10 protein-coding genes and 1 pseudogene are annotated in these 13,697 nt (G+C 73.5%); 7 read left to right on the top strand and 4 right to left on the bottom strand.

Annotated features, from left to right (window positions below; all coding sequences use genetic code 11):
- Nucleotides 1-2 precede the first annotated feature (2 nt).
- Genes H0H10_RS20990 through H0H10_RS20980 form a run of 3 tightly spaced genes read right to left on the bottom strand, consistent with a single transcriptional unit; the run spans nucleotide 3 to nucleotide 2,134 of the window.
- Nucleotides 3-620, bottom strand: coding sequence for a TetR/AcrR family transcriptional regulator (locus tag H0H10_RS20990; protein WP_188182568.1), 618 nt, complete (start codon nucleotides 618-620; stop codon nucleotides 3-5).
- A gap of 10 nt (nucleotides 621-630) precedes the next feature.
- Nucleotides 631-870: an LbetaH domain-containing protein gene (locus H0H10_RS20985; protein ID WP_188182567.1), complete on the bottom strand. Its 240-nt coding sequence runs from the start codon at nucleotides 868-870 to the stop codon at nucleotides 631-633.
- Between the two features lie 55 nt (nucleotides 871-925).
- Nucleotides 926-2,134, bottom strand: coding sequence for an MFS transporter (locus tag H0H10_RS20980; protein WP_188182566.1), 1,209 nt, complete (start codon nucleotides 2,132-2,134; stop codon nucleotides 926-928).
- 256 nt (nucleotides 2,135-2,390) lie between these two features.
- Between H0H10_RS20980 and H0H10_RS20975 the strand changes: the two genes are divergently transcribed.
- From H0H10_RS20975 to H0H10_RS20960, 4 genes are all read left to right on the top strand, one after another.
- Nucleotides 2,391-3,476, top strand: coding sequence for a PQQ-dependent sugar dehydrogenase (locus tag H0H10_RS20975; RefSeq protein WP_188182565.1), 1,086 nt, complete (start codon nucleotides 2,391-2,393; stop codon nucleotides 3,474-3,476).
- Nucleotides 3,477-3,521: 45 nt separating this feature from the next.
- Nucleotides 3,522-5,540 carry a serine/threonine-protein kinase gene (locus H0H10_RS20970; protein WP_188182564.1) on the top strand — a complete coding sequence of 673 codons (2,019 nt, stop codon included), beginning with the start codon at nucleotides 3,522-3,524 and terminating at the stop codon, nucleotides 5,538-5,540.
- A gap of 194 nt (nucleotides 5,541-5,734) precedes the next feature.
- The gene (locus H0H10_RS40765) at nucleotides 5,735-7,816 is read left to right on the top strand and encodes an outer membrane protein assembly factor BamB family protein (protein WP_188182563.1); all 2,082 of its coding nucleotides are present in this window, start codon (nucleotides 5,735-5,737) and stop codon (nucleotides 7,814-7,816) included.
- A gap of 29 nt (nucleotides 7,817-7,845) precedes the next feature.
- Nucleotides 7,846-10,020, top strand: coding sequence for a serine/threonine-protein kinase (locus tag H0H10_RS20960; protein ID WP_188182562.1), 2,175 nt, complete (start codon nucleotides 7,846-7,848; stop codon nucleotides 10,018-10,020).
- 163 nt (nucleotides 10,021-10,183) lie between these two features.
- Here H0H10_RS20960 and H0H10_RS20955 read toward each other — a convergent pair whose 3' ends face one another.
- A complete protein-coding gene (locus H0H10_RS20955) occupies nucleotides 10,184-11,083 on the bottom strand; it encodes a helix-turn-helix domain-containing protein (RefSeq protein WP_309141860.1) in 900 nt (299 codons plus the stop codon).
- A gap of 99 nt (nucleotides 11,084-11,182) precedes the next feature.
- Between H0H10_RS20955 and H0H10_RS20950 the strand changes: the two are divergent.
- The 3 genes and pseudogenes from H0H10_RS20950 to H0H10_RS20940 form a co-directional block, all read left to right on the top strand.
- Nucleotides 11,183-11,800, top strand: a pseudogene (locus tag H0H10_RS20950) (non-oxidative hydroxyarylic acid decarboxylases subunit B); the annotation flags it as partial.
- A 62-nt stretch (nucleotides 11,801-11,862) separates the two neighbouring features.
- Nucleotides 11,863-13,287, top strand: a complete 1,425-nt coding sequence (locus tag H0H10_RS20945; RefSeq protein ID WP_188182561.1) for a non-oxidative hydroxyarylic acid decarboxylases subunit C — start codon at nucleotides 11,863-11,865, stop codon at nucleotides 13,285-13,287.
- Nucleotides 13,288-13,349: 62 nt separating this feature from the next.
- Complete coding sequence (locus H0H10_RS20940) at nucleotides 13,350-13,601, top strand: non-oxidative hydroxyarylic acid decarboxylases subunit D (protein ID WP_188182560.1); 252 nt, start codon at nucleotides 13,350-13,352, stop codon at nucleotides 13,599-13,601.
- Nucleotides 13,602-13,697: the final 96 nt, after the last annotated feature.

Genomic DNA, 13,697 nt, shown 5'->3' with positions numbered 1-13,697 from the left:
GATCAGCCCCCAGGGGCCGGGGCGTCACCATCCGTCCTCGCGGCACCGGGACGGCCCGGCCTCGATGGAGCCCGTCCCCCGGTATCGGTGATGCGGGTGATGGCTTCCAGCGTGAGGGCGCGGTCGTGGGGTTCGGTGGCCAGGGCGCGGTGGAGGGTCAGTCCCTCGATGAGGGCGTCGAGCTGGCGGGCGGTGTCCGGGTCGAAGTGCCTCTCGAGGTGGACGCGGCTGCGGCGCATCCATTCGTGGGTGAGTTCCCGGTACGAGGGCTGGCGGGCGGCGAGTGTGTACAGCTCCTGGGTGAGGACGAGGTCGCGCTGACTCCCCTCGGACAGACGGTGGATGAGGTCGGCGACGGCTTCTCGGGCCTGGTCGGGATCGCCCGGTGCGCTCAGGTGCGCGTCGAAGACGGCCACGATGTGGTCGGTGAAGCGGCCGAAGGCTTCGCGCAGCAGGTCGTCCATGCCGCCGAAGTGGTACGTCATCGATCCCAGGGGCACGCCGGCGCGCGCGGCGATCTTGCGGTGGGAGACGCGGGCGATGCCCTCCTCGGCGATGAGGTCGAGGGTCGCGGCGAGGATGCGGTCGCGGCGCTGGGGGTCGGTGTGTCCGGTGGCCATGGTGACAGACTCACAGACTCCGCAGGGGACGGGCGGCATTGCCGCCGATGGTCATGATGCTGCCGTAGCCGGCGTGCAGAGGTGGCCGCACGTGCGCCTCCTCGCCGAGCGCGCCGAGCGGTTCGGTGACGACCGGCCGGGCGGCGTCGGAGTCCTCGGCGCAGGCGGCCTGGCGGCGGGCGCCCGACTGCACGGCCTGTTGCCGGCGGCGGGCGGTCTCCGGGTCGTCTGCGGCGTAGTCGGTCGGCATGCGTACGATCGTACATTCCATGGGGTGGGGGAGTCCGGACCAGGTGCGAAGGGGGTTACTGGCGGCGGTTCCGGAGTACTCCGCCGAGCAGGATGACGAGCAGTCCGGCGAGAGGCACGACCAGCAGGCCCACGCGCAGGCTGGTCGTGTCGGCGACGAGTCCGACGACGGGTGGGGAGAGGAGGAAGCCCAGGCGCATGAGCCAGGAGACGATCGTGAGCCCCGATCCGGGCTTGAGGCCGGGCAGTTCGTCGGCCTCGTGCATCGCGGCGGGCACCAGGGTGGCCACGCCGAACCCGGCCGCGGCGAAGCCGAGGATCGTGCCCGGCACCGTGGGCACGGCCAGCGCCAGGGCCATGCCGGACGCGGCGATGAGCCCGCCGGTGCGGGCCACGGTGCGCTGGCCGAAGCGGTCGACGAGCCGGTCGCCGATGATGCGGCCGATGAACTGGGCGCCGACCAGGGCGATGTATCCGCAGGCCGCCAGGGTGGCCGAGGCGCGCAGGGAGTCGGAGAGGTAGAGGGTGGCCCAGGAGTTGCCCGCGTCCTCGACGAGCGTGCCGGCGGTGGCGATGACGACGAGCGCCGCCAGCGTGTACGCGGTGCGACGACCGGCGGGGGAGGGCTGCTCGCGGCGCGGGCCGTCGTCCTGGGCGTCCGTGGCGTCGGTGGGCTCGGTGTCCGGCCCGGGCAGGCAGTACCGCAGGGCGACGCAGGAGGCGACCCCGAACAGCACCGCCGAGATCAGCAGGTGCTGCCCGCGCGACAGGTCCAGAGCGATCGCGGCGGCGGCCATGGAGCCTCCGGTGACGGCGCCGACGGACCAGATGGCGTGGAAGGAGTTGATGATGGAGCGTCCGTAGCGGCGCTGCACCCGCAGGCCGTGGGCGTTCTGGGCGACATCGGTGATCGCGTCCATGGCCCCGGCCAGGAACAGCGCCGCCGCGAACACCGCCACCGACTCCGCGAGGCCCGCGGCGAGGACTCCCGCGCCGGTCAGCAGGGTGCCGGCGACCGCGACGCGGGCCGAGCCCAGCCGGCGGACCAGCACTCCTGCAGCCAGGCCGGCGGCGATGGCACCCGTCGGGAAGGCCGCGACGGCCAGGCCGTAGGCCGTGTTGCCGATGCCGAGGTCCGCCTTGATCTGCGGATAGCGGGGCAGCAGGTTGGCGAACAGGGCGCCGTTGGTGAAGAACAGCACGGCCACGGCCGTGCGGGCCTGCCGGTCGGCCACAGGGGGCCGGTGGAGGGCGTCAACAGTCATGTGCGGGAGCCTATAGGCACGAACGTACGAACGTACACTCCGAGTTCGCCGGTCCCTCCCGTCAGACGCGTGCTCGCCGCTTCGAGCGGTGATGTCCTTCACAGGAGTGGCGAGCATCTGGCATCTTCCGAACCGTGACCGGCCGCGTCGACGACGCGGACCTGGCCGTGATCGCCGAGCAGTCCGGAGACGTCACGGCCACGACCGAGCGCGAGCGTGAACACCGGTGTCACCCGGAATTGGGAGGGCTAGCTTCGTGAGCAGCAGACGGCGGATCCGGCAACTCGTCGGCGTCCTGGCAGTGACCGTCGCGGTCACCTCGTGCACCAGCGGCACCGACGGCGGACCGTCCCCCGCAGCGAGCGGGAGTGCCGCGTCGCCGTCCGGCACCGAGGAGACCAGCGTGGTCGCCGACGGTCTCGACGCGCCGTGGTCGATCGCGTTCCACGGCGACGTCCCGCTCGTCAGCGAGCGCGACTCGGCCCGGATCCTGGAGCTCGGCCCGGACGGGAACGGCCGGGTGGCCGGCGAGATCGACGGGGTCCTGAGCGCGGAGGAAGGCGGACTCCTGGGGCTCGCCGTGCGCGAGAAACACCTCTACGCGTACTTCACCGGGACCGGCGAGAACCGCATCGAGCGATACCCGATCAACGGCCGGGCGGGATCGCTGAGCCTCGGAGAGGGGGAGGAGATCCTCGGGCAGATCCCCACGGCGAGCTATCACAACGGCGGACGCATCGCCTTCGGCCCCGACGGGATGCTGTACGCCACCGTCGGTGACGCCGGCGACGACGACAGCGCCCAAGATCTCGGCGCGCTCTCCGGGAAGATCCTGCGCATGACCCCCGAAGGGGAAGCGCCGGACGACAACCCGTTTCCCGGATCCCTCGTCTACAGCTACGGTCACCGCAACCCGCAGGGCATCGCCTGGGCCGACGACGGCACCATGTACGCCTCCGAGTTCGGACAGGACACCTGGGACGAGCTGAACGTCATCGAGCCGGGCGGCAACTACGGCTGGCCCAGGGCCGAGGGCATCGCGAAGCGGGACGAGTTCGTCGACCCGGTCCAGCAGTGGGCTCCCGCCGAGGCCAGCCCCAGCGGCATCGCCGTCGTCGGAGATGCTCTGTACATCGCCAACCTGCGCGGTGAGCGGCTGCGGGAGGTCCCGCTGTCCGACCCGGGGACCGCGACCGAGCGCCTCGTCGGCCGTCACGGACGGCTGCGTGACGTCGTCCTCTCACCGGACGGCTCGTTGTGGGTGCTCACCAACAACACCGACGGCCGCGGGGAGCCGGGCCCGGACGACGACCGCATACTGAGCCTTGGCCTCGACGACTGATGGCTCTGTCCTGCGTGCCGCCGTGGCTCAACTACCATCGCGCGCATGACACCCGCGATCACTGCCCCGGCTCCCGGCGCGCCGGGGAGGCTGGGCCCGTACCAGCTGGTGGGAGTGCTCGGCTCGGGCGGCATGGGAACCGTCTACCTCGGTCTGGGCCGACGACGGCGGGCTGCGGTGAAGACCGTGCTGCCCGAGCTGCTGAAGGAACCGGGGATACGGGCCCGCTTCCAACGCGAGGTGACCGCCGCCGCCGCGGTGCGCAGCGCCTACCTCAGCTCCCTGCTGGACTCCGACCTGGACGGCGAGATCCCCTGGCTGGCGACGGAGTTCGTCCCCGGACCGACGCTCGCCACGGCAGTCGAGCGGCACGGTGCGCTGCCGGTGCCCGCAGTTTCGGCGTTGGGCGGTGCCCTGGCACGCGCGCTGGCCGCGCTGGGTGACGCCGGGGTGGTGCATCGCGACCTCAAGCCGTCCAATGTGCTGCTGTCCGCCGACCGGCCGCGGGTCGTCGACTTCGGCATAGCCCGGGTCCGTGGCGACACGACGCTCACGGTCACCGGGCAACGGCCGGGCTCCGTCGGCTACATGTCTCCGGAACAGGTACTGGGCGGCGAAGTCGGCCCTCCCAGCGACGTGTTCACGCTTGGCGCCGTGCTGGCGTACGCCGCCACCGGGCGCCATGTCTACCAGGGCGAGCACCCGGCCATGGCGAGCTTCCTCATCGCCTACGAGGAACCCGATCTGTCCGGGGTGCCGCAGGCCCTCCTGCCGGTGGTGCGCCGCTGCCTGGACCGCGATCCGCAGCGCCGTCCCACGCCCGTCGAGCTGGCCGGGGCACTGGACGCCCAGGGCGCGGCACGGCGCCCCGGCAAGAGGTGGCTCCCCGCTCCCGTCCTCGACGACGCGTCCCACATCGAACGTGCGGCGGCCCGGCTCGCTCCGGTCAGCAGGCTCCTCACGCGTCGCGGGCTGCTCGCCGGTGCCGGTGGAGCGGCTCTGCTCGGCGGCACGGCCGCCTTCTGGTACGGCTCCAGAGGCTCCGGAGACGGAGCACGGGACAGTCCCCCGGCGGCCCCCCGCTGGACGGGGGCGCCGGGAGAGGTTCCCGCGCCGCTGTGGTCCCGCGAACGGGCCGCGGCCAAGCCGCCGTTCGGGCCGGCAGCCGCGGGACGCGCGGTGCTGGTGGCACACGCGGCCGGCGTCGTCGTCGCCTACGACTCGGTGTCCGGTGACGAACGCTGGCGGCGTGCGCGCACCGAAGCAGTGCTCGGCGGGGAGACCCCGGTGCTTCTGGAGAACGGCGTCCCGGTCGCCGTGGACGCCGCTTCGGGCAAGGAGCGCCGACGCGCGGACGAGCGGCTGTCGCGGCTGCTCGCCGCGGACGGCGACGTCGTCTACGGCACCGGCGCCGACGGGCGGATCCACGCGCTGGACCTGCGGGACGGCAGGCGCCGGTGGCGGGTCGCCGCACCACCCGAGGCGGACGGCTCCGACCTGACCGCGGCAGCCGGTGAGGGCCTGCTGCTCCTGGCCGGGAGCGGCTCCGTGTCCGCGCTGTCGGCCGCCGACGGCGGCGTGGTCTGGCGCCGCGACACCGGAGCCCGGGCCGGCATGACCCCTGCTCTTGCTGAGGGTCTGGTGGTGCTGGGGGGTGAGGAACTGACCGGTGTGGACCCGGGCGACGGCAGCCGGCTCTGGTCGCTCCATGCGGAGGAGGACGGCGGATTCGGCTCTCCCGCGCTCGACGGCGGCCGGGTGTACGTCGTCGACGGCTCGCAGCTGCGTGCGGTCGACGCGTCCCGGGGCACCGCCTCGTGGACGGTGCTCGCGGAGGAGCCGCTGGCGGCCTCCGCCGTGCCCCTGGTGGCCGGTGCCGGGGTGTACGCCGCGCTGCGCAACCCCGAGCGGGGAATCTGCGTCGTTCACAGGCAGCGTGCGGCCGAGCAGTACCGCTTCACCGCCGCCGGCTCCGACGAGGCACCCTGGCGCGGCACGGCAGCCGCCGGTAACCGCGTCGTGTGGCAACGCGGTACGGCGGTGCATGCCCTGCCCGGCCTGTGACGCGGCGGCAGCACCGTCGCGCAGAACGACCGAGTCCACGAGAGTGTGAGGAGAACCGCGCTGTGCAGCCCCTCAGAGACGAAGATCCGCGCGTCTTGGGGCCGTATCGGCTCCTGGCCCGGTGGCCGCGTCCCGGTGTCGGGGGCACGCCTCGCTTCGTCGGGCGGGACCGTGACGGCACCACCGTGCTCGTCGTGGTGCTTCCGGCGGCGGCCCGCGAAGTCGCGGCGACGCTGAGCGGCACCCCGATCGAAGGTGTTCCGGACCTGCTCGGCTCCGCTCCGGACGCCGAACCGCCTTGGGTGGCCGTGGCCTTCATGCCCGCGGTGGGGCTGGACGAGGTGGACGTCCCGCTGCCGGTGGACGGCGTGCGCCTGCTCGGGGGCGCGGTCGCCGAGGCTCTCACCGGACTGCACGAGGCGGGCGTCGTGTACGGCGCCGTCGCGCCGGACGGCGTGTGGCTGACCGCACGGCGCCCGCTGCTGCCGGCCCTGGACGCCTGCCGTCCGTACGAGGGACCGCCCCTCGGCACCCGCCTGTCCGCCGCGCCCGCTGGGTATCTCGCCCCCGAGGTCCTGAGCGGCGGGCCGCCTACGCCCGCCTCGGACGTTTTCGCGCTCGGTGTGCTGATGGCGTACACCGGCCTGGGCCGGCTGCCGTTCGGGGACGGTCCGCCGCCGGAGCTCGCGTACCGCGCCGCCCGCACCGCACCCGACCTGGCCGGCCTTCCGGACGACCTGGCCGGACCCGTCGCCCGCGCCTTGTCCCCCGTACCGGCCGAGCGGCCGACGGCACGGGAGCTCGCGCGGACGCCGGCGCTCGCCGGGTCGTCCGTCGACGGGAACTGGCTGCCGGGCCGGATCGTCGCCGCACTGGCCGCGCGGGCGCAGGACGTCCACGCGCTGGAGGGCGCCCCGGACGAGCCCGCACCGACGCGTGCCGCGACGGGGTCCATGGCTCCGGCGCAGGCCACGGGAACGCTCGCGCTCCGGTCCGCGCCGACGCCGCCGCAGACGCGGCCCGAGCCACCGTCCACCGCGCGGCGCGTGGTCCTGGCCAGGATGCTCAGCGGCGCTGCGGGTGCGGTGCTCGGCGGCGGTGCCGTGCTCGGCTGGACGGAGGCGCGCGAGGACACCGCCGACCCGGAAGGAGCCTCCGGGCCGACGCGGCCCGGACGTGGCCGCGCCGTCGCCGGGCTGCCGCCCGCGGCGCTGTGGCGGTACGACGACCCGACCGGCAGGACGAAGCTGGTCCCTGTGTCGGGGGCGGGCCGTGCGCTCGTCCTGCAGGGCCAGACGGCGCGCGGGCTCGACCTGAGGTCCGGGAAACCGGTGTGGGAGGTCCAGGAGCTGAAGGGCACCGCCCCCGCGTGGCAGGTGTCCGGGCAGCGAGCGCTTCTGTACACCTTCGACGGCCTGGTGGTGTGCGCTCTGCGCGACGGCCGGAAGGAATGGGTCGACAGCGCCTACGAGCGAGGTCTCGCGGAGGACTCCCTGGAGGTGGTGAACGTGCTCGGCGTGCACCGCGACACCGCCTGGATCCTTCTCGGGAAGCGCTTCGACCTCGAGCGCGGCGACCTCCACCTCGCCGCTTTCGACTTCGTCCGGCGCGAGGAGCGCTGGCGTGCCCCGGTACCCGACGGGTTCGGCGGCAGCGCGACGCTGCTGAGCGGGTCCGGTGGCACCCTGGTCCTGGAGGGCAAGGACGGCTCGGCACTCTCCTCGGACGAGGACCTGGAGACGGCCACGAAGCGGTTCGCCGGGTTCGACCGGGCGACGGGGAAACACCGGTGGACGCGTTCCTTCGACGACGTCGAGCCCAGGAGCCCGACGGCGGCGGACGGTTCGGGGCGCCTGTTCGCGGCGGGACTGGGCGACCTGCGTGCCAAGGACCTGACCACCGGCCGCCAGGTGTGGGGGGAGCGGGTCCTGGGGGGCGCCGGCCCTCTCGTCCTCGACCGGGGCACCGTCTACGTCGTGGACGGCTCCGAGGTGAGCGCTCATGACGCCCGCACCGGTCACCGCCGCTGGCAGCAGTACCTGCCGCGGAGCATGTCCGGCGACGGCGTCGGCAGCATGACCGTGAGTGCCTCCGGCCGGCTGCTTCTCGTGCCGACGCCCGAGGAGGTGACCGCGTTCGACACCCGGTCCGGCGAACTCGTGTGGCAGCTCTCTCCGGTGGGCCTGGAGCCGCACGATCCCTTCCAGCTGACCGTGGTCCCGGACGCCGTTCTCGTGGGCCAGCCCTCGGCGGTCATCGCCGTACCCACGACTTGATGGGCCGAACACACCAAGGAGTGCGCTGCATGCCGGTCACCTCGTCGATCCTCCCGCTGCTGCCGGACGACCCCGCGAGCGTCGGTGGTTTCACGCTCGCGGGCCGGCTGGGCGGCGGCGGCATGGGCACGGTCTACCTGGCACGGTCCGCGGGCGGGCGGCTCGTCGCGCTGAAGACGATCCGCCCGGAACTCGCGGGCGAACCCGGATTCCGGGACCGTTTCCGGCTGGAGGCGGAAGCCGCCCGGAGCCTCGGCCCGCTGCACACCGCGGAGGTCGTCGACGCCGACCCCGACGCGGCGCAGCCGTGGCTGGCCACGGCGTACGTCATCGGCCCCTCGCTGAGGGAGGCGGTCGGGCTCGGCGGACCGCTTCCCGAGGAGACGGTCCGGAGCGTGGGCGCCGCCCTCGCCGAGGCGCTTCGGGCACTGCACCGGTCCGGGCTGGTGCACCGGGACCTCAAGCCCTCCAACGTCCTCCTCACCCCGGCGGGTCCCCGGCTCATCGACTTCGGCATCGCCCGCGCTCTGGGGGCGCGGCGGCTCACGTCCACCGGCGGGGTGATCGGAACCCCGGCCTACATGTCGCCGGAGCAGGTGCGCGGTGAGGAGCACGGGCCGGAGGGTGACGTGTTCGCACTCGGATCGGTCCTGGTGTTCGCCGCCTCGGGACACGGGCCCTTCGACGGACGGGACGGCCAGGACCCGATGATTCTGGTCCGCGACGCGGAGCCCGAACTCGCGGGCCTGCCCGCCGGGTTGCGGGACGACCTCGTCGCCTGCCTGCACAAGTCGCCGGAACACCGGCCCGCGCCGGGGCAGCTCGCACGGATGTGGGGGCCGTTCGACGCGGCGGCGTTCGCCGACACGCTGCCCGGCCCGGTGCTCGCCGACATCACCCGCAGGATCAGCGAACTCCCCACCGCCGGACTACCCGCGGACGCCGGGGTCGCGGCCGGACCGGGCCCGGACACCCCTGCTGCCGCCGCGCGTCCCGGTCCGCTGTCCCGCCGGGCCGTCCTCATGGGCGCCGTCGGCGGCGTGCTGGCCGTCGGCACGGCGGGCACGCTGCTCGCCGTGGGCGGGTCCGGCGATTCCGGCGGCGACAAGCCCGCGAGGGGGCGAGGCCCCTCCAAGGGTTCGGGCAGCAGGCCACCCGGCACCGCGCCTCGCCCTCGATGGACGGTCCCCCTGCGTGACGCCTACCACGCCCCGCTGCCCGCCGACGGGGTCGTCTACGCCTCCGGTGTCGCGCTGTCCGCCGAGGACGGCTCCGAGCTGTGGCGCAACGACGAGTCGAGCGTGGAACTCGTGGTCTTCGACGGGCGTGCCTACGGGATGGTGCACGACCCGGAAACCTTTGAGCGCTCGTTCGGTCGCGTGGACCTGAGGACGGGAGAGGTCGTCGGCCCGGCCGGCAATCCCGCGGAACTGGACGACGCGCTGCCCGATGTGATCGCCGCCGACGGCAGCGCGATCTACCTCCACATCCGTGGCGAAGCGGCAGCAAGCCGGACCGGGTCCCGTCTCCTGGCCTACGACGTGGCGGCACGGCGGATCCGCTGGAGCCGCGCGATCGAAGCCCGTCGAGGCGAGTCCGGGGCCGCCCCGTTCGTCTCCGCCGTCGTGGCGGGCGAACGGCTGGTGTGCACCGATCCCGAACGGATGTTCGCCCTCGACCGCCGCAGCGGCGAGCCGCTGTGGTCCCGGCAACTGCTGCCGAGGGACCGCGACGCGTTGGACTCGCTCAGCCGCCCGGTGGTGTCGCGGACGCACGCCTACACCGCGGACTCCAGCATCTGGGCAGTGGATCTCGCCTCGGGCGAGGTCGCCTGGGAGCTCGAAGCCGGGTCGCCGCTGGCGACCGGCTTCGCGGAGCCGGTGGTCGCGGACGGCGTCCTGTACGCGGTCGACGAGGAGCTCACCGCCCACGACCCCCTCACGGGCAGGAAGCTGTGGACGTTGCGCTCGGACCTGTACCTCAGCACCATCGCGCAGCCGGACGTCTTCACGGGCCGGTTGTACGTCGGCACGGTGGAAGACGGTGTGGCCGTGATCGCCGTCGACGTGGCCCAGCAGAAGACGGTCTGGAGCCTTTCGGCGCAGGCCATCGGATCGGAAGGCGGGCCGAGCGGTCTCGTCCAGGCCGGCCGGCTCCTCTACGCCCATGACGACCAGCGCATCACGGCCGTCCCACTCGACTGACAAGCGGCCAAGGACAGCTCACCGCCATCTCGTCGCCGATCGGGCCGTCGTCCCGGACACGTGCGCCCGACGCCATCGCCCGGCACGCGACGGGGAGCCCTCGTACCGCCTCACGACAGGGCGCCGTACTCACCGCTGCGGGCACGGGCCCGGCGGCCTGCGGTCACGCCGTCCCGCGTGCCGCCGCCCGGAACTGCAGCGGGGTGCGTCCGTCGTGCCGGCGGAAGAACTTGCCGAAGTCGCCGGGATCGCCGAACCCGAGACGGCGGGCCACGTCGGCCGCGCCGAGGTCGGTGTGGACCAGCAGCCGCTTGGCCTCCAGGACGATGCGTGCGTCGAGGTACGCCTTGGCGGTGGACCCGGTGGCGGCGAGGGCGGCGCGGGTGAGCGTGCGGGTGCTGTACCCGAGGGCCGCGGCGTAGTCGGCGACACGGTGGGTGCGGGCGAAGTCCCGTTCCACGGCGGCCCGGAACCGGTCGAAGGGCCCGCCCTTCTCCACCGCCGGCGCAGTCGTCGGCGCCGCGTGGGCCAGTCGCAGCAGCAGCACCGAGAGCAGCGCCCGCAGCACCTTGTTGTGGGCCTCCAACGGCAGGGCGCCCACGTCCTCGTACTCGGCGAGCAGGTGCTCCCGGGCCAGGTCCACCAGCCGGGCCTGCGCCCCGGTGGGCCGCACGGGCGCGGTCGCCTCCGGCGGGTCCTCGGGGACGAATCCGGGGCGCCAGATCACGATGACGCCGTCCGCGACCTGCCAGGGGCCCTCGGGTCCGGCCGCGTACTGGTGCACCTGCCCGGGGCGCACCCACAGCCACCCGCCCGGCGGGACGACGTGCCGGGTGAAGTCGACCGTGTGGTCCAGCGGCCGGGAGCCGGGGTGCACGTGGAGGAGGTGATGGAAGGCCGGGCGCTGAGGGCTGGACAGGTCGATGCCACGCCGCCGGCCGCGGGCCCGCAGTTCCGCGAAGTCCACGACGTCCATGCCGATCGGTGCGCTCAGCGCCGGCCGGTACGCCACCTCGGTGATGGTGACGGGACCGTGCCCCCGGTCTCCCTTGTCCGTGCGCACCCGTCCTGCCTGTCCGTTTTACCCCATGGCCTGTCCTCAGCGTACCGCCCTTCGCCTGGAGCGACTCCTAGCGTGAAAGGAGAACGGAGCGGGGGCTGACCGAAAAGGAGCAGTGGGCTCGTGCGGGTGATCGTGGCGATGACGGGGGCCACCGGTGCGCCCTTCGGGGTGCGGCTGCTGGAGCGTCTCGCGGAGCTGCCGGACGTCGAGACGCATCTGGTCGCCAGCCGCTGGGCACGGGCCACCGTCGAGCTGGAGACCGGCCGCACCCTGCGCGAAGTCGCGGCGCTGGCGGACGTGGTGCACCCGGCCGAGGACCAGGGCGCCACCATCTCCTCCGGTTCGTTCCGGACGGACGCCATGGTCGTCGTCCCGTGTTCCATGAAGACGCTGGCCGGCATCCGCGCCGGCTACGCGGACGGTCTCGTCGGCCGGGCGGCGGACGTGACGCTGAAGGAACGCCGGCCGCTGGTGCTGGTCCCCCGCGAGACGCCGCTGAGCGAGATCCATCTGGAGAACATGCTCGCCCTGGCCCGCATGGGTGTGCGGATCGTCCCGCCCATGCCGGCCTTCTACAACCACCCGGCCACGGTCGAGGACATCGTGGAGCACATCGTCTCGCGGGTCCTCGACCAACTGGACCTGCCCGCCGCAGGCGCCCGGCGCTGGAGCGGCCTGCGCACCGCCCGCCTCGACGGCCCAGGACGGGCCTGCTGACCCGGCCGGCCCCTTCTTCCCTCCGCTCTTCCCTCCGCGCGCTGCACACAAGGAGACCCCTCATGCCGTACGACGACCTGCGCTCGTTCCTCGACACGCTCGAAAAGGAGGGACAACTGCTGCGGATACCGGACGAGGTCCTGCCGGAGCCCGACATCGCGGCGGCGGCCAACGCCGCGGGCCGCATCGGCGAGGGCGCGCCGGCCCTGTGGTTCGACCGGGTGAAGGGCTTCACCGACGCCCGCATCGTGATGAACGTGCACGGCTCCTGGCGCAACCACGCCCTCGCCCTCGGCCTGCCGAAGGACACCTCGCCGCGCGAGCAGGTCGAGGAGTTCGCCCGCCGCTGGGACGCCTTCCCCGTCGCGCCGGAGCGCCGCGCTGACGCGCCCTGGCAGGACAACACCCTCACCGGCGACGACGTCGACCTCTTCCGGGTCCTGCCGTTGTTCCGCCTCAACGACGGCGACGGCGGCTTCTACCTCGACAAGGCGGCCGTGGTCTCCCGGGACCCCGACGACCCGGACCACTTCGGCAAGCAGAACCTGGGCACGTACCGCATGGAGGTCGTCGGACGCGACCGGCTCGCCCTCCAGCCGGTGCCCGTGCACGACATCGCCCAGCATCTGCGCACCGCCGAGGAGCGCGGCGAGGACCTGCCCGTCGCGATCACCCTCGGCAACGACCCGGTCATCCCGATCGTCGCCGGCATGCCCCTGCGCTACGACCAGTCGGAGTACGAGATGGCGGGCGCCCTGCGCGGCGCCCCGATGCCCATCGCGACCGCCCCGCACACCGGCCTGGACGTCCCCTGGGGCGCCGAGGTCGTGATCGAGGGCGTCATCGAGTCCCGGGTGCGGCAGATCGAGGGCCCGTTCGGCGAGTTCACCGGCCACTACTCGGGCGGCCGGCGCATGCCCGTCATCCGCGTCGAGCGCATCTCGTACCGCACCGACCCCGTCTTCGAGTCCCTGTACCTGGGCATGCCCTGGACGGAGTGCGACTACCTGGTCGGCCCGAACACCAGCGTCCCGCTGCTGAAGCAACTGCGCGCCGAATTCCCCGAGGTGCGCGCCGTCAACGCCATGTACACCCACGGCCTGCTGGTGATCATCTCCACGGCCAAGCGGTACGGCGGTTTCGCCAAGGCGGTCGGGATGCGCGCGATGACCACACCGCACGGCCTCGGTTACGTCTCCCAGGTCATCCTCGTCGACGAGGACGTCGACCCGTTCGACCTGCCGCAGGTGATGTGGGCCCAGTCCGCCAAGGTGAACCCCAGGGAAGACGTGGTGGTCGTCCCCAACCTGTCGGTCGTGGCACTCGCCCCCGCCTCCCAGCCGCCCGGTGTCACCAGCAAGCTGATCATCGACGCCACGACCCCGGTCGCCCCCGACGTGCGCGGCGACTTCGGCACCCCGGTCAAGGACCTGCCGGAGACCGCCGAGTGGACCGCGCGCCTTCGCACCCTGCTCGCCGGCCGCTGAGCCGCCCTTTACCGGAGCTGAGCCCACCCCCTCCGGAGCCCTTAGGAAAGGACCCGCCCACCATGTCCGACCGGAACACCCCGCACCTCGTCTGCCCCCGCTGCGCCGACGAGGCCGTCTCCACCGTCACCGACTCGCCCGTCCCCGGCGTCTGGCAGGTGCTCCAGTGCGCCCGCTGCCTGTACATGTGGCGCACCACCGAGCCCGCGCGCCGCACCCGCCGCGAGGACTACCCGGCCGGCTTCCGGCTGACCGCCGAGGACATCGCCACGGCGCCGGAGGTGCCGGCGGTCCCGCCGCTGCCGACCCGCTGAGCCCCGCAGCCGTACGCCTGGCCCGGCACCGAAGAGGACGACACGTCCTGCCCCGGCGGAGCGAGACTGAAGAGGAAGGGGGGCTCAGGCCGGCAG

The organism is Streptomyces griseicoloratus, from assembly GCF_014534645.1.
In the GTDB taxonomy this organism is placed as follows: Bacteria; Actinomycetota; Actinomycetes; order Streptomycetales; family Streptomycetaceae; genus Streptomyces; species Streptomyces griseicoloratus.
This window is presented reverse-complemented; position numbering and strand designations above follow the sequence as displayed.

Coding starts and splice junctions, on each gene's coding strand:
- H0H10_RS20990 (WP_188182568.1), bottom strand. CDS start 620: ATGGCCACCGGACACACCGACCCCCAGCGCCGCGACCGCATCCTCGCC.
- H0H10_RS20985 (WP_188182567.1), bottom strand. CDS start 870: ATGCCGACCGACTACGCCGCAGACGACCCGGAGACCGCCCGCCGCCGG.
- H0H10_RS20980 (WP_188182566.1), bottom strand. CDS start 2,134: ATGACTGTTGACGCCCTCCACCGGCCCCCTGTGGCCGACCGGCAGGCC.
- H0H10_RS20970 (WP_188182564.1), top strand. CDS start 3,522: ATGACACCCGCGATCACTGCCCCGGCTCCCGGCGCGCCGGGGAGGCTG.
- H0H10_RS20960 (WP_188182562.1), top strand. CDS start 7,846: ATGCCGGTCACCTCGTCGATCCTCCCGCTGCTGCCGGACGACCCCGCG.
- H0H10_RS20945 (WP_188182561.1), top strand. CDS start 11,863: ATGCCGTACGACGACCTGCGCTCGTTCCTCGACACGCTCGAAAAGGAG.
- H0H10_RS20940 (WP_188182560.1), top strand. CDS start 13,350: ATGTCCGACCGGAACACCCCGCACCTCGTCTGCCCCCGCTGCGCCGAC.